This window comes from Fusobacterium sp. (assembly GCF_032477075.1).
Classification (GTDB): Bacteria; Fusobacteriota; Fusobacteriia; order Fusobacteriales; family Fusobacteriaceae; genus Fusobacterium_A.
On sequence record NZ_JAWDXO010000039.1, the window covers coordinates 12,853 to 31,432 of the forward strand.

17 protein-coding genes and 2 pseudogenes are annotated in these 18,580 nt (G+C 29.3%); 11 read left to right on the plus strand and 8 right to left on the minus strand.

Annotated features, from left to right (window positions below):
• The first annotated feature begins 192 nt into the window (after positions 1–192).
• The 4 genes from E6771_RS13340 to E6771_RS13355 all read left to right on the plus strand — a co-directional run bounded on the left by E6771_RS13340 (position 193) and on the right by E6771_RS13355 (position 5,919).
• Positions 193–2,025 carry an ABC transporter ATP-binding protein gene (locus E6771_RS13340; protein ID WP_316091834.1) on the plus strand — a complete coding sequence of 611 codons (1,833 nt, stop codon included), beginning with the start codon at positions 193–195 and terminating at the stop codon, positions 2,023–2,025.
• Positions 2,026–2,050: 25 nt separating this feature from the next.
• Positions 2,051–3,790: an ABC transporter ATP-binding protein gene (locus E6771_RS13345; RefSeq protein WP_316091835.1), complete on the plus strand. Its 1,740-nt coding sequence runs from the start codon at positions 2,051–2,053 to the stop codon at positions 3,788–3,790.
• 331 nt (positions 3,791–4,121) lie between these two features.
• The gene (locus tag E6771_RS13350; RefSeq protein ID WP_316091836.1) at positions 4,122–4,856 is read left to right on the plus strand and encodes a transporter substrate-binding domain-containing protein; all 735 of its coding nucleotides are present in this window, start codon (positions 4,122–4,124) and stop codon (positions 4,854–4,856) included.
• On the plus strand, positions 4,846–5,919 hold the full coding sequence (locus tag E6771_RS13355; protein ID WP_316091837.1) for an alanine racemase: 1,074 nt from the start codon (positions 4,846–4,848) through the stop codon (positions 5,917–5,919). Before E6771_RS13350 ends, E6771_RS13355 begins: the two co-directional genes overlap by 11 nt.
• A 45-nt stretch (positions 5,920–5,964) precedes the next feature.
• Here the strand turns inward: E6771_RS13355 and E6771_RS13360 are convergent, their stop codons facing one another.
• The 4 genes from E6771_RS13360 to E6771_RS13375 all read right to left on the minus strand — a co-directional run bounded on the left by E6771_RS13360 (position 5,965) and on the right by E6771_RS13375 (position 7,843).
• Positions 5,965–6,456, minus strand: a complete 492-nt coding sequence (locus E6771_RS13360; protein WP_316091838.1) for a hypothetical protein — start codon at positions 6,454–6,456, stop codon at positions 5,965–5,967.
• Positions 6,457–6,496: 40 nt separating this feature from the next.
• A complete protein-coding gene (locus E6771_RS13365) occupies positions 6,497–6,862 on the minus strand; it encodes a hypothetical protein (RefSeq protein WP_316091839.1) in 366 nt (121 codons plus the stop codon).
• Positions 6,863–6,926: 64 nt separating this feature from the next.
• On the minus strand, positions 6,927–7,340 hold the full coding sequence (locus E6771_RS13370) for a YchJ family metal-binding protein (protein WP_316091840.1): 414 nt from the start codon (positions 7,338–7,340) through the stop codon (positions 6,927–6,929).
• The gene (locus tag E6771_RS13375) at positions 7,340–7,843 is read right to left on the minus strand and encodes a GNAT family N-acetyltransferase (RefSeq protein WP_316091841.1); all 504 of its coding nucleotides are present in this window, start codon (positions 7,841–7,843) and stop codon (positions 7,340–7,342) included. The genes E6771_RS13370 and E6771_RS13375 overlap by 1 nt, the downstream gene beginning before the upstream one ends.
• 310 nt (positions 7,844–8,153) lie before the next feature.
• On the opposite strand from E6771_RS13375, the gene fusA reads away from it, so the two are divergent.
• The 6 genes and pseudogenes from fusA (at position 8,154) to E6771_RS13400 (ending at position 13,778) form a co-directional block, all read left to right on the plus strand.
• Entirely contained in the window at positions 8,154–10,214 is a 2,061-nt protein-coding gene (fusA, locus tag E6771_RS13380) for an elongation factor G (protein WP_316091842.1), read from the plus strand.
• 75 nt (positions 10,215–10,289) lie between these two features.
• Positions 10,290–10,751, plus strand: coding sequence for a GNAT family N-acetyltransferase (locus E6771_RS13385; protein WP_316091843.1), 462 nt, complete (start codon positions 10,290–10,292; stop codon positions 10,749–10,751).
• A 178-nt stretch (positions 10,752–10,929) separates the two neighbouring features.
• Positions 10,930–11,688, plus strand: a complete 759-nt coding sequence (locus E6771_RS13390; protein ID WP_316091844.1) for a YdcF family protein — start codon at positions 10,930–10,932, stop codon at positions 11,686–11,688.
• 30 nt (positions 11,689–11,718) lie between these two features.
• Positions 11,719–13,104, plus strand: coding sequence for an aminopeptidase P family protein (locus tag E6771_RS13395; protein WP_316091845.1), 1,386 nt, complete (start codon positions 11,719–11,721; stop codon positions 13,102–13,104).
• Between the two features lie 58 nt (positions 13,105–13,162).
• A pseudogene (locus E6771_RS16050) lies at positions 13,163–13,270 on the plus strand (CatA-like O-acetyltransferase); the annotation flags it as partial.
• A 70-nt stretch (positions 13,271–13,340) separates the two neighbouring features.
• A complete protein-coding gene (locus E6771_RS13400) occupies positions 13,341–13,778 on the plus strand; it encodes a GNAT family N-acetyltransferase (protein WP_316091846.1) in 438 nt (145 codons plus the stop codon).
• A gap of 29 nt (positions 13,779–13,807) precedes the next feature.
• On the opposite strand, the gene codA is transcribed toward E6771_RS13400, so the two are convergent.
• Positions 13,808–15,043, minus strand: coding sequence for a cytosine deaminase (gene codA / locus E6771_RS13405; protein ID WP_316091847.1), 1,236 nt, complete (start codon positions 15,041–15,043; stop codon positions 13,808–13,810).
• 64 nt (positions 15,044–15,107) lie between these two features.
• Positions 15,108–16,361, minus strand: a complete 1,254-nt coding sequence (gene codB / locus E6771_RS13410) for a cytosine permease (RefSeq protein WP_316091848.1) — start codon at positions 16,359–16,361, stop codon at positions 15,108–15,110.
• Positions 16,362–16,640: 279 nt separating this feature from the next.
• On the opposite strand from codB, the pseudogene E6771_RS16055 reads away from it, so the two are divergent.
• Positions 16,641–16,697, plus strand: a pseudogene (locus E6771_RS16055) (IS3 family transposase); the annotation flags it as partial.
• Positions 16,698–16,756: 59 nt separating this feature from the next.
• Here the strand turns inward: E6771_RS16055 and E6771_RS13415 are convergent.
• Together E6771_RS13415 and E6771_RS13420 are read right to left on the minus strand one after the other, a co-directional pair.
• Positions 16,757–16,948 (minus strand): DUF4250 domain-containing protein, encoded by a 192-nt coding sequence (locus E6771_RS13415; protein WP_316091849.1) that lies wholly within the window; start codon positions 16,946–16,948, stop codon positions 16,757–16,759.
• Positions 16,945–18,573 (minus strand): BatD family protein, encoded by a 1,629-nt coding sequence (locus E6771_RS13420; protein WP_316091850.1) that lies wholly within the window; start codon positions 18,571–18,573, stop codon positions 16,945–16,947. Before E6771_RS13420 ends, E6771_RS13415 begins: the two co-directional genes overlap by 4 nt.
• Positions 18,574–18,580: the final 7 nt, after the last annotated feature.

Genomic DNA, 18,580 nt, shown 5'->3' on the forward strand with positions numbered 1-18,580 from the left:
ATTAACAATTATATGCAAAAGGGAGAATCCCAGAGAGAACTATCTGTCGTAACCAGATAGTTCTTTTTTTTATATTATAAAATTTAAGAAATCATTATTCATTTTTAAAACTGACAAAATAATTTAGATAATACAATCTATTGAGAAAAAAGTATCTGGAAGCAGAAAAAAATAATTGTCTTTTTGGAGCATGTGAAACTTTTTAGAGTAGAAAGATATTTTAAAATAAAATACAATGAATTATCAAAAAAAGAAAGAGGTATACATATGTTCAAAGAAGAAAAAATAGGGATAATGTATTTTGTGGGAAGACATAAATGTTTGTTGATTACAGGATGTATATTGTCAGGGATAAATGCATTAATTATGATGTGTCCTTTTGTATTGCTTTGGAAAGTTGTACAGGAAGTATTGAAAGGAATTACAGATATATCAAAAATAAATGCAGAAGAAGTAATAAAGTATGGACAATGGGCAGTACTTACAGCAGTAGGAGGATTTGCTGTATATTTTGCAGCTCTTATGTGCACTCATATAGCAGCTTTCTATACTGCGTTTAATATGAAATCTAAAGCATTAAGACATATGTCTGAACTCCCTTTAGGATATTTTATTGATAACCCAAGTGGAAAATTAAGAAAAATAATAGATGAAAATTCTAAAATGACAGAGAGTTTTATAGCACATCTTCTTCCAGATTTAACAGGAGCGTTAACAACTTTTGTGGCAATGCCAATAATATTACTGATATTTGATTGGAGATTGGGAATAATCTGTCTGATACCTTTGGGAATAGGATTTTTTATACAGTTTAAATCAATAACAGGAGAATCAGTAAAATATATAAAACAGTATCAGGATTCTTTAGAAAAAATGAATAATGAAGCAGTGGAATATGTGCGGGGAATTCCAGTAGTAAAGGTATTTCAACAGACTGTTTATTCTTTTAAAAGTTTTTATGACACTATAATGGAATATAAAAAATTTGTAATAAAATTCTGTCAGGAATTTAAAAATCCAATGACTTCTTTTATAGCTGTAGTTAATGGAACTTTTGTATTATTGATACCTGCTGGAATAATATTAATAAAAAGTTCATATAATCCTTTGAAATTTTTACAGAATTTCATATTTTATATTCTTTTTATTCCTTTATGTTCAATGATGATAAATAAAATAATGTATATAGGAGAAGCAAAATCTGTAGCTGATGAATCTGTAAAAAGAATAGCTTCTTTGCTGGAAGAAAAGAAACTGGAAAGACCAGAAAAAGCAAAATTACCAGAGAACTATACTATAGAATTCTGTGATGTATCTTTTACATATAAAGGGAAGGAAAACCCTGCTGTAGATGAGGTAAGTTTTTTTATTCCTCAGGGAACAACAACAGCATTAGTAGGAGAATCAGGAAGTGGGAAGACAACAACAGCAGCTTTGATACCACGATTTTGGGATATTGATGAGGGGAAAATTCTCATAGGTGGAGTTGATATTAAAGAGATAGAGATATCAGAATTAATGAAGATGGTGTCTTTTGTATTTCAGGATATACATTTATTTAAAAGAAGTATTTTGGAAAATATTCGTATTTCAAAACCAGAAGCTTCTTTAGAGAAAGTAATGGAAGCTGTAAAAGCTGCTCAATGTGAAGAAATAATAAAAAAATTTCCTGATGGGATAGAAACAGTAATTGGAGAAAAGGGAGTATACCTTTCTGGAGGAGAAATGCAGAGAATAGCTATAGCCAGTGCTATACTAAAAGATTCACCAATAATAATACTAGATGAAGCAACAGCCTTTGCAGATCCAGAAAATGAGAATAAAATACAGGGAGCTTTAGAATTCCTTACAAAAAATAAAACAGTAGTAATGATAGCCCACAGACTTTCTACAATAAAAAATGCAGACCAGATATTAGTTCTAAAAGAGGGAAAAGTGGCTGAAAAAGGTAATCATAGGACTCTGGTAGAAATAAAAGGAACATATGCAGAAATGTGGAAGAATTATCAAACTTCTGTAAAATGAAATATTAGAAAGGGAAGTGAAAAAGATGCTTAAAGAAATATTTGCCCTCAGCGATCAAGGAGAAAAGGATTCAAAAAAAGGAATAGTAAGCAGTGCAGCAGCAAATATAAGTCTGATACTTCCAGCAGGATTACTGCTTTTAACAATAAAGGATTTAATGAAATATATAGAAAAAAATGGTTCTTATAAAATAAACCTTTTAGTTTATATGGGGTATTCAATATTATTTTTAATTATTATATTTGTTACACACAGAATTCAATATGATAGGACATATTTTTCAGCATATTCAGAGAGTGCTGATAGAAGGGTAGCATTAGCTGAAAAACTTCGTAAACTTCCTCTGTCATTTTTTGGAAAGAAAGATCTTTCTGAATTAACAATTACAATTATGGGAGACTGTACAGAGCTTGAGCATACATTTTCACACTCTGTTCCACAGCTTTTTGGAAGCTTAATTTCAATAACTTTAATAGGAATCGGATTATTTACTGTTAATTGGAAAATGGCATTAAGTGCACTTTTTGTTTTTCCAATAGCTATATTAATAACAACAGGAAGTAAATTTATACAGGACAGAATGGGGCAGAAAAAGATAGAAGCTAAGCTGGAAGCTTCAGATAAAGTACAGGAATACCTTGAAAATATCAGGGAAATAAAATCATATAATATGGAAAATAAATATTTAGAGGATTTAGATACAGGTTTTTTTAAAATTATAAAGGCATCATTATTATCTGAACTAACAACTGGAACTTTGATAGTTTCTGCTCAGGGAATATTGAGATTAGGATTTGCAGTAGTAACACTTGTAGGAATAAAATTATTTTTAAAAGGTGAGATAGATTTTTTAATATATTTGATGTATCTTTTTACAATATCAAGGCTGTATGATCCCTTATCTGTAGTCTTGATTCAAATTGGAGATATATTTAATTCTTTGCTGACTATAAAGAGAATGAAGGAAATGAATGAACAGAAAATACAGGAAGGAACAAAGGAATTTTTTGTTGATAACTATGATATTGTATTTGATAAAGTAGAATTTGCATATAACAGTGGAGAAAAAGTACTAAATGGAATTTCCTTTACAGCAGAACAGGGAAAAATAACTGTATTAGCTGGAGAATCAGGTGGAGGAAAAAGTACAGCAGTTAAACTGGCAGCCAGATTCTGGGATGTGACAAAGGGAAAAATAACTTTAGGTGGTATTGATATAAGCACTGTAGACCCAGAAGCACTTCTTGAAAAATTTTCTATAGTTTTTCAGGATGTAGTATTATTTAATGATACTATACTTGAGAATATAAGAATAGGGAAAAGAAATGCTGCAGATGAAGAAGTTTATAATGCAGCTAAAGCAGCACAATGTGATGAGTTTATAAAAAGATTTCCACAGGGGTATAATACTGTAATAGGAGAAAATGGTTTGACACTTTCTGGAGGAGAAAGACAAAGATTATCAATAGCAAGAGCTTTATTAAAAGATGCACCTCTCATTTTATTAGATGAAGCAACTGCTTCTTTAGATGTAGAAAATGAAACTTTGATACAGTCTGCTCTAGGCAGATTAATAAAGGATAAAACTGTATTGCTTATAGCACATCGTATGAGAACAGTAGCATCAGCAGACAAGATAATAATATTAAAAGATGGAAAAATATTAGAACAGAATACTCCAGAAAACTTATTAAAGAAAAAAGGAGCATACTATAAAATGGTTGAACTACAAAATCAAAATTTAAACTGGAAAGTAAAGGAATAAAAATATTAGCTGAATGATTCTAATCTAAAAAAGTGAAAATGTATTCAAAAGATTAAAAAAAGAAAAAAATATCCTGAAAAAATTATTGACTTTAGCAGGAGATAGGAATATAATTGAGAAAATTATTTTATAGGAGGGTGACAAAATGCTAAGGAGATTAAGGAACAGATTAAAAATAAATAGTAATTATATGTTCCTTAAAGAAAGTTTGTGGGTTAATTAGCATTTTTTATCTAAATATTTTATAGATTAAGATGTCTTTATTTGTAATCAACATCAGTCTTTTTTGGACTGGTGTTTTTTTTATAGAAAAAATTAAGGAGGAAGATTTATGAAAAAGGTTTTAGCTTTATTAACTGTGCTGATGGTTGTAATATTTGCAGGATGCGGAAAAGAAAAAGAGGCAAAAACTGCAGAAAAAGTTTATGTGATTGGAACAAATGCAGAGTATCCACCATTTGAATATCTGGAAAATGATAAGATAGTTGGCTTAGACCCAGATATTATGGAAGAATTTTCTAAAAGAATAGGATTTCAGTATAAATGGATGAATATGAATTTTGATGGATTGATTTCAGCACTGCAAACGAGAAAGGTAGATATTGTAATAGCAGGTATGAGTGTAAGCGAAGAAAGAAAAAAATTTATTAATTTTTCTACTCCATATATTTCACCAGCTATGTGCTATATAGCTTTAAAAACTAGTTCAATGACTGCTTTGGAAGATTTAGAAAATAAGAGATTTGGAATAGAACTGGGAACTACAGAAGAAGATATAGTGAAAAAAGTTCCAGGGGCGGTAATAGTACCATTTTCAGGGCATACAGCAGCTTTATTTGCTTTAAAAGCTGGGAAAATAGATTCTATGCTGTTAGATGCAACTGTAGCTAAAAAATATCTTGAAAATAATCCAGACTTAAAAACTGTAGTGACAGTAGAAGGGGAGAATAAAGCCATGGCATTTAATATAGAGGATGTAGAATTGAAAGATAAATTTGATAAAGTATTAAAAGAGATGATGGCAGATGGGACTATAGATAAATTAAAAGCAAAGCATGGTATTTAAAATGGCAGATAATTCTATAAAAATGTTGATTTCAGAAGAAAATCTCATTCATAATATAAAATATTTAGAAAATAAATATGGAAAGAAAATACTTTCAGTATTAAAAGCCAATGCCTATGGTCATGATATAAGAATGGTATCAGAAATGCTTTATGATAATGGATATAGAGAATTTGCTGTGGCTCGTTTAAATGAAGCCGAAAAAATACTGGAGAATAAAAAAATTACAGACAGCAGAATACTTGTATTTGAAAGTATTGGAACAGAATTTTTTGATATTATAAAAAACAATACATCTATCGAAGTATCTGCTAACACTTTTCCAGAATTAAAAGAATTTATAGAAAATGGAATTTCTCCAGCTAATATACAATTAAAAATAGATTTTGGTTTTGGAAGAAATGGAATAGTTCAAGAAGATATTGAAAATTTAAAGAAATATATAGAAGAAAAGAAGTTATTTTTTAAAGGTATATATTCCCATCTTTATGCTGTAGAATATGAAGAAGGTGCAGAACTTGTAGAAAAATTTACAGAAATAGTGAAATATTTAGGTAAAGACAGATTTAAAATGGTTCATATGCAGAATAGTGTGGGAATATTATTATTTGGAAGTTGTGAAATGATGACACATCTCAGACCTGGAATATATATTTATGGTCTGCAGGAAGAGGGATTTTTTCATGAAAGTTTAAAGCAGGTATTTAGATTAGAAGGAAAAATAGCAGGAGTAAGAGATGTAAGTAAATCGAAGTATCTGGCTTATAATTTAAAAACAACTTTATCTGAAAATGATTTTAGCTATGCAGCAAAGATAAAAATCGGGTATGGAGAAGGTTTTTTTAAAGCAAATGAAAAAAGTTATTGTCTAGTAAATGGAAAACTGTATAAAATATTATTAATAACTATGGACAATACATTTATAGAAGCAGATGAATTAATAAAAGAAGGGGATAATGTAATATTATATCCAGATGTCTCAAAAGTAAGGAAGGATACAGGACTTCATATATGTGAAATTCTTCCAATAATAAACTCAAGAATAGTGAGGGAAAAAAGATGATTATTAAAAAAGAAGCTGATTTAAAAAATATCAGCTTCTTTAATTTTATTCAGCTATTTCAAACTCTGGATCAGTAAATTCATCTTTCTTTATTTTACCACTGGAATAATAAATATTATTCCAAAGTATATTTTTATCTTTTGATGTATATTCTTTAGCTTTTTCTCCATTAAGATAGTATTCTTCTAAGATTTCATTATTACTTTGATCTATATATCTTCTTTGATATATATTTCCATTGGTATAATATAAGGTTATACATAAAGGTTTTTCATCTATAAATTCAGCTAAATATTCTACACAGCCAGATGGATAATAAAAAACAGCTTTTCCATTTAGTCTGCCATTTTTATAATCTAATGAACTCAACAGATGTCCTTCATCATCTTTATTTACAAGAGTTCCAGTATAAGCGCTTTCCTCTCCACTAATAAAAATAATACCAGAATCTATGTAAAGTTTAGGGTTTATTACCATCCTTTCAGAAAAACTTGCAGCTGAAAGAAACAAAAAAATAAGTGATACAATTTTTTTCATATCTTACCCCTTTTGTTTATTATATAAGTCCAAAAAAGAATTAATATCTGTATATTTTTTTGTCATTTTTGATACCAGAAGTATCTAACTCAAGTCTTATAAGTTTAAATTCATCTCCTAGTACAGTTTTAATATTTTTATTTATTTCTTCACAGATTTGTTTTGCATAGGCATCATAGTTTTCAATATTTACCTCTGAACCAACAGCAAATTCAACATCTACTTCAACAGCTTTGTCATCTTCAATATCTACATCAATTTCTTTTATAATAATTTTTTTACCAGCTTCAAGAACAGGAAAATTTTTATAAATTTCACCAGCTAATATATGTTCTTCTCTATCAAAATCACCAGCAAAAGAAACTGCAGATAAAAGACAGAACATACCTAATATTGTTTTTTTCATTTTGATTTCCTCCTAATTAAAGTTATATGTTTTATAAATCTTCCCTAGATGTTATCATATAACTTTATTTTCCACAGCACTTTTTATATTTTTTTCCACTTCCACAAGGACAAGGATCATTTCGACCTGTTTTATTTTCATTTATAATAGTTCCCTGTAAAGGAAGCCATTTTTGATAATACCATTTATCATTCTTTTTTACAAAGTAACTTTTTTCATGATGAATTACAGTTTTTCCATTTTCCTTATATGTAGCTTTAAATTCAACTATTCCTTCATCATCATTTTCAGTTCCTTTGTCAGTATTTATAATTTCAAGTCCCATCCATTCTGATTCTTTAGACCATTTTTCACATTCAGTCCAATCTATACCATTCATATTTTCAGGATCATGAGTACTTCTGATAAATTGTATATCTCCAGTAACATAGGCGTTATATCTTGCCTTCATCAATTCTTCTGCTGTTTTGATTTCCATTAAAATTCTCCTGCCAGTTTATTTAAATTTTCTCCTGTAACTCTGAATACTGTCCATTCATCCATAGGAATGGCTCCCATTTTTTTATAAAATTCAATAGATGATTTATTCCAGTCAAGACACCACCACTCTACTCTTCCATAGTTATTATCTTTTGCTATTTTGCCTAAAAAAGAAAGCATAATTTTTCCTATTCCTTTATTTCTGTATTCAGGTTTGACATAAAGGTCTTCAAGATATACTCCTGCTCTTCCTAAAAAAGTAGAAAAATTATTAAAGAAAAGTGCAAAACTTACAGGTTCTCCATTAAGTTCTCCAAAAACTACCTGAGCTTTTTTATTTATAAATATAGATTCTTTTAATATTTCCTCAGTTGCTACTACTTCATTTAAAAGGTTTTCATAATCAGCAAGCTCTTTTATAAATTTTAAAATAAGAGGACATTCTTCCTCAGTTGCAAATCTTATAGTAAAACCATCTAATTTTGTTTGAAACTTTTCCATTTTCCCTCCTGAAAAGAATATATAAGTATAATACTTGTTTTATATATTATACATGAACTTATGAACAAAAGTCAATTTTAAGCAGTAAATATTGAAAAAATATATAAACTCAATATATAGAAAAATATTAAATCATATTTTTTAAAAATTCAAATTTATAAAAATGTTTGGAATATATGAAAGAGACTTTTTAAAATAAATTTAAATTTGCCTATTGACTAATTGTGATTTATTAGCTATATACAATAGTACAATGATTTAAAAACAAAATATCAGAAAGAACTTTCCAAAACAATAAGGGGGCATAATTATGAGAAATTTTGAAACAAGCAACATAAGAAATATATCTCTTTTAGGACATAGAGGAAGTGGGAAAACTACTCTTACAGAAGCTTTGCTGTATATTTCTAAATTCTCAAACAAAATGGGATCTGTAGAAGAGGGAACAACAGTATCAGACTTTGATAAAGAGGAAACTCGTAGACTATTTTCGATAAATACATCAATAGTTCCTGTAGAATATGGTAATTGTAAGTATAATTTTCTAGATACTCCAGGATATTTTGATTTTTCTGGTGAAGTATATTCAGCAGTAAGAGTTTCAGGAAGTGCAGTTATAGTTATGGATGCTACATCAGGAGTAGAAGTAGGAACTGAAAAAGCATGGAGAATATTAGAGGAAAGAAAACTTCCAAGAATAATTTTTATCAATAAGATGGATAAGGGATATATTAATTATGAGAAACTGTTACATGAAATGAAAGAAAAATTTGGAAAGAAAATTGCTCCTTTCTGTGTACCAATTGGTGATAAAGAAGAGTTTAAAGGGTTTGTAAATGTAGTGGAATTAATAGGAAGAATATTTAATGGTGTAGAGTGTGTAGATGGACCTATACCTGAAGATTTAGATATATCAGAAGTAAGAAATTTGCTTCTTGAAGCTGTAGCAGAAACTGATGAAACATTAATGGATAAATATTTTAATGGAGAAGAATTTACTCTGGAAGAAATTAAAATCGGACTGCATAAAGGTGTAATTTCAGGTGATATAGTTCCTGTAATAGTTGGGTCAGCAATACAGGGTATAGGAGTTCATACTTTATTTAAGATGATATCTGACTATATGCCTACACCAACTGAAATGTTTAATGGAGAGAAAATAGGAACTAATCCTATTACAGGAGAACCAGAAGCTAGAAAAATATCTAAGGATGAACCTTTCTCAGCAATAGTTTTCAAAACTCTTGTTGACCCATTTATTGGTAAGATATCATTATTTAAAATAAATTCAGGAATATTAAAAAAAGATACTGAAGTATTAAATTCTAATAAAAATAAAAAAGAAAGAATAGCTCAGATTATATATTTAAGAGGAAATAAACAGGAAGAAGCTCAAGAACTTGTAGCAGGAGATATTGGAGCTACAACTAAACTACAGTTTACTCAAACAGGAGATACACTTTGTGATAAAGATAAACCTATAGTTTATGATAATATTGAACTTCCAGAAGCTTGTCTATATTCAAGTGTAGAACCTGCTCAAAAAGCTGATGATGAAAAATTGAGTACATGTCTTCAAAGAATGATGGAGGAAGATCCTACATTTGTTATGTATAGAAACTCTGAAACTAAACAGTTATTAATTGGTGGACAGGGAGAAAAACATCTATATGTAATTCTTTGTAAAATAAAGAATAAATTTGGAGTACATGCTGTGCTTACTGAACCAGTTGTATCTTATCGTGAAACAATAAAAGGAACAACTTCTGTTCAAGGAAAACATAAAAAGCAATCTGGTGGAGCAGGACAATATGGAGATGTTCATATTAAATTTGAACCATGTAAAAATGAATTTGAATTTGCTGATGAAGTAAAAGGTGGGGTAGTTCCTAAAACATATATGCCAGCAGTTGAAAAAGGACTTCTTGAAGCAAAGGAAAAAGGAATTCTTGCTGGATATCCTGTTATCAACTTTAAAGCAACAATATTTGATGGATCATATCATCCAGTAGATTCTAATGAAATATCTTTTAAACAGGCAGCTATACTTGCATTTAAAAAAGGTATGGAACTAGCAAAACCAGTTCTTTTAGAACCTATAATGAAACTTGAAATTGTAGTTCCTGAAAATTACATGGGAGATGTAATGGGTGATATGAATAAGCGTAGAGGAAGAATATTAGGAATGGAACCTAATCAATATGGAGAACAAGTATTAAATGTAGAAGTTCCACAAGCTGAAATATTGAAATATGCTCTTGATCTTAGAGCTATGACTCAAGGAAGAGGCCATTATAGATTTGAGTTTGCAAGATATGAAGAAGTACCAGAGGTATTAGCTAAAAAAATAATTGAAAGCAGAAAAGCATAATATTATAACTACAGAGGCCATTTTCAGTGAAGAAATTTGCTGAGTGGTCTCTTCTTTATTTTAGGAGTGAGATAAATGGAAGAGATATTTGTAGTAGAATTTGAAGAGAGGCATCTCAAAGGATTTAAAAAAATAGGTTATGAATGGCTTTTAAAGTATGATTTACTGGAACCTGTAGATGAAGAGATGCTGAATAATCCTAAAGAAAAAATAGTGGATAAAGGTGGGTTTGTGTATATAGCTGAAATAGATAATGAATGTGTAGGAACTGTTTCATTAGGGAAGTTAGAAAATGGTGATTTTGAAGTATTAAAACTTGCTGTTAGTGATGGATATCAAGGGAAAAAAATTGGAAGTTTATTAATGGAAATGTGTTTTGAAAAAGCAAGAGAAAAAGGAGCAAAAAAGCTAATACTTTATTCAAATCATAAATTAAAAGCGGCTCTTCATTTGTATAAAAAATATGGATTTATAGAACTAAAATGTGATGGAAATAAATACGAAGAAGCTGATATAAAAATGGAATGTGTATTATAAATTTAAGAAAAAAACTCATTATTTTGAGTTTTTTCTCTATTTTTTCTTCTTGTAAAGTATAGATTAATTGTTTTTCTTTTATATTTTATAAATATTGGAGAAAGATTTAAAAATTCTTTTATTTTTTAACAAATTATAGTAATATATAAAAAAGAACTTAGATATAAAGGAGCTGTGTATGTTTATTCTTGAAAAAATAATCTCATCAATGTTGCTATCACCACTGCCATTTATTTTAATTTTTCTTTATATAGGATTAAAAAATATATTCAATAGGAAGATAAAATTTGGAATTATTTTGATTTTAATTGGAATTGGAACTTATTTAGGAACAAGTGATTTTTTTATAGATAAATTTCTTTTTAAATTAGAGAGCGAATATCCATTAATATCAGCAGTAAAATTGCAAGATGCAGATGTTTACATTCTCTTAGGTGGAGGGATAATACCAAACAGTGCTGGAGGAAATGTACCAGCAGAAGGTGCTAATACAAGAATAATGAAGACAGCACAATTTTATAATAAGTATCCTAAAAAAATATATATATCTGGAGGGATGCCCCTTCAGGATAAAGAAAGTGAAAGTTCTGTATACAGAAGAGAACTAATAGCTTTAGGGATACCGAGCAAAGATATTGTAATAGAGGAAAAAAGCAGAAATACAAAAGAGAATGCTGTATATATAAAAGAAATGATGGAAGAAGCTAAGGAAAAAAAAGCAGTATTAATTACATCGGCATTTCATATGCCACGAAGTGTAAAAACTTTTGATAAGGGAGAGAGGGGATTAATATTTTATCCTGCTCCTTGTGATTTTATGGCTAAAAGTGGAACTGAAAACTTCTTTGATTATATTCCTGAATATAATAATTTTAAAAAGTTAGGATTGCTTCTAAGAGAATATGTTGGAATAATATATTATAAAATAAGATATTAATTTAAAACTAAAAGAAATTAAGGGGGAAAAATGCTGGGAAGAGAAATTTATATTCAGAGAAGAGAAATACTTAAAAAAAAGCTGGGAAAAGGGGTTGTGATTCTTCCAGGAAATAATGATTCACCTAGAAATTATAAAGATAATTGTTACTCTTTTAATCAGGATTCAACATTTCTTTACTATTTTGGAATGGATATTCCAAGCCTTATAGGAGTAATAGATATAGATAATGATAAAGAATATATATTTGGAACTGATTTTACATTAGATGATATAGTGTGGATGGGAGAACAAAAACTTCTTAAAACTTATGCAGCAGAAGTAGGAATAGAAAATTTTATTGAGATGTCAGAATTTGAAAAATTTGCAGCTCAATTAAAAAAAGATGGAAGAGATTTTCTTTTGATACCTCAATATAGAGCAGATAATATAATGAAATTAAGCAAAGATTTAGGATTAGACCCCTTTAAATATGATGATTATACATCTTTGAATTTAATAAAAGCTATCATAGATCAAAGGAATATAAAATCACAAATAGAAATTGAAGAAATAGAAAAAGCTGTAAATATAACAAAAGAAATGCATATTACTGCTATGAAAACTGTAAAAGCAGGAATGAAAGAATATGAAGTAGTTGCAGCTATTGAAGCTGTAACAAAGAAATATTATGGAGAAACTTCATTTTTTACTATATTTACTAAAAATGGGCATATACTCCATAATCATAACTATGATAATACTGTAGAAGATGGAGATATGATTGTTCTTGACTGTGGAGCAAAGAGCAAAGAAGGATATTGTGGAGATATGACAACTGCTTTTCCTGTAAATGGAAAATACAGTGATAAGCAGAAAGATATGTATTCTCTATTAATAGAAATGTTTGAAAAAGCAGAGGAAATGGTAAGACCAGGAATAAATTATAAAGATGTACACTTGGCTGTGGCAAAAGTATTGGCTGAAGGAATGATAAAAAGAGAACTGATGAAAGGAAATGCAGATGAAGCTGTAAAAGCTGGGGCTCATGCTGTGTTTTTCCCTCATGGACTAGGGCATATGCTGGGATTAGATGTACATGATATGGAAAATCTTGGAGAGGACCTTGTAGGATATGAAAGTTTCCCTAGAGATATGCAGTTTGGGTTGAAATCTTTAAGACTTGCAAGAGTATTAAAAGAAGGATATGTATTCACTATTGAACCAGGAATTTATTTTATTCCTGAACTTGTGAAAAGATGGAAAGCAGCAGGAAAGTTTATAGAATATTTAAACTATGAAAAAATAGAAGAGTATTTTGGATTTGGTGGAATGAGATATGAGGGCGATTTTGTTATTACTGCTGATGGTGCCAGAAGGTTAGGAGAAAAAATGCCTAAATATTACAATGAAATTGAAGAGATAATGAAAAAATAAAGTTTTTAACTTATAGTAGTTCAAAGGAGTCAACCAATGAAAAGAACAAGCAAATAAACCTCTTTTTATACAGGTACATCATTCAGTATGTGATGGATTTCATGCTGAAAGATTTTTTAATAGTTTACAGAAAAAGTGTTTAAATAGAGAATGGCTGAAGATATAAAATAAAAGTTGAGATAGAGAGAATGATTTCTTTCTCTCTTTTAGATAGTGGCATTGATATAGGAGATATTATGAAAGCTGTATTTGGAGAAAAGAGAGATTTTGAAAGTTGGGTAGAACTTGTTAAACTTGTAAGTGGCAATTTTCCTGGATTAGATTTGAAGTGCTATAAAGATATATTAATTGAGAAAATAGAAAAAAAAGAAACCCTAGTAGTTAAGAATAGAGAAAAAGTCATAGGAGCTTTAGCTTTTTCATATGAAGAAAAAGAACTCAGTTTTTTAGCAGTACATACTGAGTATAGACAGAAAAATGTTGGAACAGAACTTATAAAAAAATTTATTTCTTTATTTGAGACAGGAACAAAGTTGTCTGTGATTACTTATCGAGATGGAGATATAAAAGGAGAAGGAGCTAGAAAATTATATAAAAAGGCTGGTTTTTCAGAAGGAAATCTTATAACAGTGTTTGACTATCCAAGTCAGGAGTTTATTTATACTGTGAAATAAATAAAATGAGGGTTTTGTACCCTCATTTTTTAGAATAATATTTTTTTTACAGCAGGAACAGCAGAGGCTATAATTCTTCCACAATTAAAACTGTACAATACTTCATTTTGTTTATTTAATATATTGTAGAAGTTATCGTTGTTTAGTATTATAAAGCTAGCAGGATTTCCTTCCTTAATACCATAAGAGCTTCCTAAATGAAGAGTACGAGCTGCATTATGAGTAATAAGTTTATAACTGTTGAGAATTTCTTCATATCCCATCATTTGACACACATGAAGTCCCATATGTACTACAGTCATCATATTTCCATCTCCAAGAGGATACCAAGGGTCAAATATATCATCATGTCCCATAGAAACATTATTTCCATTGGCAAGAAGTTCTTTTACACGAGTAACACCACGACGTTTTGGATAAGTATCAAATCTTCCTTGAAGGTGTGTATTAACAAGAGGATTGCATACAAAATTAATATCACTCATTCCTAAAAGGCGGAATAATTTACTGCAGTAAGCATTGTTATAGCTGTGCATAGCAGTAGTGTGACTGGCAGTTACCATATCTTTCATGCCGCTTTCAAGAGCACGACAGGCTAACACTTCCAACCCTTTTGATTGTTCATCATCTATTTCATCACAATGTACATCAACTAAACGTCCATATTTTTCAGCAAGTTCCATACAGAAATTTACACTTTCAACAGCATATTCACGAGTAAATTCAAAATGAGGAATAGCTCCTACGCAATCAGCTCCCATTTTTACAGCATTTTCTAAAAGTTGCTTTCCATTGGGATAGCTTAATATGCCCTCTTGAGGAAATGCAACTATTTGTATATTTACAAAATCTTTTAATTCATCCTTGAGTTCCAGCATTCCCTCCATTGCAACAAGAGTGGGATCAGTAACATCTACATGAGTACGTACATGCTGGATACCATTAGAAGCCTGCATTTTTATAGCACGACGAGCACGATCTTTTACATCTTCTTTATTTAGTTTTTCTTTTCTCTTAGACCAACATTCAATTCCTTCAAATAAAGTTCCAGACATATTCCATACAGGGTCTCCAGCTGTAAGACATGTATCAAGATGTACATGACTTTCTATAAATGGAGGAAAAGCTGATTTACCTGTGCAATCTATAATCTCTTCTCCTGGAAGAGCTTCAAGAGATGGAGCAATAGTTTTAAATATTCCATCTTCTATACGGATATCAGAAGCAGTTTTTCTATTTTCAATAAATATATTTTTGATAAGCACTGATTACCTCCTTATATAATAATATTATCTAAATTAAATTTTTAATTAGTATTTATTTTTGCAATTATTTTTTATTTTTATCAAGCAAATTATCAAGAATTATAAACACTATACCAGCAGTTACAAGAGAATTTAAAGGTTTTATTCCCCAAGGAATAAATATACCAATTAATGCACCAACTATAACAGCAAAAATACCAGAAAAGTTAAAGTCTTTATATTTATAATTTTTGTTTTCATATTCAGATTTGTGAGTAAAATAATGAAGAATGATAACAGCACCTACAGGAGGAATCATACCACTTAACAGATTAAGAAATCCAACAAAGTTATAATATAGCCACACAGCAGTGACAGTTCCTACTATTCCTCCTAAAAGGACCATTGGTTTCATAGGTATTTTAGTAATATTTGAAACTCCAAGTCCAGCAGTATAAAGAGCATTATTATTAGTAGTCCAAATGTTAAGTCCCAAAGTTATAACAGCAGGGATTGCAAGACCTTGAAGAATAAGTATATCAAAGATATCAGCAACTCCAGTAACAGCTCCTCCAACAGCTCCAAATATCATCATAATGGAGTTTCCAATAAAGAAAGCAACTACAGTAGCCATAACAGCTATTTTTGCAGTTTTAGAAAAACGTGTAAAATTAGGTGTTGCAGTTCCACCTGAAATAAAAGAACCAACAACAATAGCTATACCAGTAGCAAGATTTAATGGTGTTTCAGGAATTTCTGAAAATATATTCATAAATCCACCAACTTTTGTTATTCCCCAATTTAGTGAAAATATTCCTAGTACAGCAATCAGAGGAACAGCAATAGAACCTAAGACAGCTAAAGCTTTTATTCCATAATATGCAGTAAGAGTCATTACAATACCAGTAATAACAATAAGAATCCATACAGGAATTCCAGTGAGACCAGATACAGGAATGGCAAACATTGCAACTCCTACTCCAAACCAACCTATTTGTGTAAAACTTATAAGTGCAGAAGGCAAAAAAGAACCAGTTGTACCAAAAGAATGGTGTCCAAGAAGATCAAGAGTGAGTCCAGTTTTTTGTCCAATATATCCTAAAGTTCCACAATATATCCCAAGAAATGCATTTCCAATAATCATAGCGGAAAAGAAATTTGCCATATTCAAACCAATACCAAGATTACCGCCAGCAGTCATACTTGGTGTAAAGAATGTAAATCCTACAAGGACTACCATTGCTGTCCATAAACCCTGTGTTTTTTTTGAAAAGGGTACAGCAGAAAGAGAATATTCAGAATCCTTTTCAATGTTTGTTTGACTGTTTAAATTACTCATTTTCAGCTCCTCACATATATTATTTTGTTAAAAAGTTAGTATATTAAAAAGATAAAAAATACTAAACTTTATTCTAATGTAGGATTATATCAGAAAAATATAAAAAGTTCAATTATATATTTGGAGAATATCAATTTTTAAAATAATAAAGGTTTAAATTAATCTAATATTTTATTTCACAATCAAATAGTATATATTAAAGAAAATAAATAAGTTTAAGGCAAATATTATAAGTATTATTAGTTAAAATTCAGAATAGAAAAATATATAAATTATTAAAATAAGAGAATTAAAATTAAATTAAAAGGATTAATTCCTATACAATATAGAAATTAATCCCTGTTAACCAATAGTTTCTGTGAAAATGAATTTACGACATATTCTCACTTTTCATCTTATATATTTGTAAATTGATTTGTAGAATTATTATAAATAAATCCATTATCTTTAAAACGAGAGATAAGAGCTTCTTTATCCACTCCTTCATCTTCACAAAGATCTTCAATGGATGAATAAAAATCTCTTAATTTCATATTCAACATACTATAAGCAATATTTATATCCATTGTCAGATAATTATATTTCATCCTTTTAACTCCTTTTTAAGTGTTCTCAATATTTCATTTCTATCTAATGGTTCAAAAGCATAGATTTTCTTTTCAATTTCTCTATTCAATTCAATTATTTTTTCACTGGCTCCACTTTTTACCAGTTTATCTTCTAAATGTGCTTTTGGACTAAAATCAAATTTTTCTTTCATAAGCTCACAATAAAGATTATAAAATTCTTTATCATCTTTTGCTTTTTTCATTTGTTTTAGTTTTGGAATAGAAGAATTTTTTAATATTTTTCTATCTAATATAAGAAATATGATAATACCTGCTTCTAATAATGAAAGAATTATAACTCCAATCATAAGCTTATTATCTGCTGTATTAATTTTTTCTATCTGTGAATCTGGAATAGAAGATATATCAATTTTTTCTGTTGCTGCTGGTGAAGCTGGTACAGCAGCAGGAGTATTGCCTACAGGTGGAACATTAGTTGTAGCAGGAACAATTGTTCCATTAGAAGAACCTGTTACCTCTATCATTTTTCCAGGAATTTCAAATTCTTTATATTTTTTATCTATTGTATCAAAATATGGAATTTTAATAGCTGGAATATTTATTTTACCAGTTACTTTAGGAATAAAAGCTATTTCAAAGTTTTTTTCTGCATAATATTTTCCATTTACAATTCTTTCTCCACTTTCTTTAGAACTTTCAAAAACATTAAAATCAGAAAAATTATTAGAAATAACCTTTTCAAGCATATCCAGATTAACATCTCCAGACAGCTTTAAAGTAAGAACTACAGATTCTCCAAATTTTATTTTGTCATTATTCCAAGAATAATCTCCTTTCAACTCTCCAACAATTTCTTGAAAACCTGCTGGTTTTCCAGCTGGAAGAGGAAGAATATTAATATCCATTTCTTTGGCACCTAGATATACAGGTGCAGAAGTACTTCCAAATACAAAATTGTCATTGGGATTACTTTCAGTTACACCAACATATCCACCCTTTATTAATTTTTCTCCAGAGGAATTAGCCTGTAACAGAGCTTGATAAAGAGTTATTTCTAACCCTCTCTTCCCATTTTCATCAGTGAAATATTTTTCAGTATAACCACCTCTGTTGTTTGCAGGAGTTATATCTTTTACAGAAAGATCTCCAAAGTTTGGTCTGTCTATATATTGCAGATTTCTCAATGGAACAGTAGTCAATAATTTTTCTTCAAATGGTATTTTTTGACCAAAATAAAAAGTATTTTTTTCTTTCAAATTATCCTGAAGGGTTATTTTTCCTTCAACATTAACTTTGGCTTTTTTTGAAACATTTATATTTATAGAATTTGAAGTTTCATTTTTTCCATTTACTTTTAAAGTAAAACTTCCCTCTTTAAGAGGAATTATAGTGTATATATCTGACTTTGAACTTGTAGATTTACCATTTATTATAGAATAATTTGATTGACTTCCTTTAGAAGCTATTTTAAAATTTTCTATTCCATCTATTGTATAATCTTTTTTGTCACTGTCTAAAAATTTTACCTGTAGAGATATAGGTTCATTTATAGATGGATCGTTGTTACTGACATCTAAGATTATTTCAGAAAATGTAAAACTGCTGATAAGTAAAAAAAGCAGTAAATTAAAAAGTTTTTTCATTTTTCAC

Coding starts and splice junctions, on each gene's coding strand:
- E6771_RS13345 (WP_316091835.1), top strand. CDS start 2,051: ATGCTTAAAGAAATATTTGCCCTCAGCGATCAAGGAGAAAAGGATTCA.
- E6771_RS13350 (WP_316091836.1), top strand. CDS start 4,122: ATGAAAAAGGTTTTAGCTTTATTAACTGTGCTGATGGTTGTAATATTT.
- E6771_RS13355 (WP_316091837.1), top strand. CDS start 4,846: ATGGTATTTAAAATGGCAGATAATTCTATAAAAATGTTGATTTCAGAA.
- E6771_RS13360 (WP_316091838.1), bottom strand. CDS start 6,456: ATGAAAAAAATTGTATCACTTATTTTTTTGTTTCTTTCAGCTGCAAGT.
- E6771_RS13365 (WP_316091839.1), bottom strand. CDS start 6,862: ATGAAAAAAACAATATTAGGTATGTTCTGTCTTTTATCTGCAGTTTCT.
- E6771_RS13370 (WP_316091840.1), bottom strand. CDS start 7,340: ATGGAAATCAAAACAGCAGAAGAATTGATGAAGGCAAGATATAACGCC.
- E6771_RS13375 (WP_316091841.1), bottom strand. CDS start 7,843: ATGGAAAAGTTTCAAACAAAATTAGATGGTTTTACTATAAGATTTGCA.
- fusA (WP_316091842.1), top strand. CDS start 8,154: ATGAGAAATTTTGAAACAAGCAACATAAGAAATATATCTCTTTTAGGA.
- E6771_RS13385 (WP_316091843.1), top strand. CDS start 10,290: ATGGAAGAGATATTTGTAGTAGAATTTGAAGAGAGGCATCTCAAAGGA.
- E6771_RS13390 (WP_316091844.1), top strand. CDS start 10,930: ATGTTTATTCTTGAAAAAATAATCTCATCAATGTTGCTATCACCACTG.
- E6771_RS13395 (WP_316091845.1), top strand. CDS start 11,719: ATGCTGGGAAGAGAAATTTATATTCAGAGAAGAGAAATACTTAAAAAA.
- E6771_RS13400 (WP_316091846.1), top strand. CDS start 13,341: ATGAAAGCTGTATTTGGAGAAAAGAGAGATTTTGAAAGTTGGGTAGAA.
- codB (WP_316091848.1), bottom strand. CDS start 16,361: ATGAGTAATTTAAACAGTCAAACAAACATTGAAAAGGATTCTGAATAT.
- E6771_RS13415 (WP_316091849.1), bottom strand. CDS start 16,948: ATGAAATATAATTATCTGACAATGGATATAAATATTGCTTATAGTATG.
- E6771_RS13420 (WP_316091850.1), bottom strand. CDS start 18,573: ATGAAAAAACTTTTTAATTTACTGCTTTTTTTACTTATCAGCAGTTTT.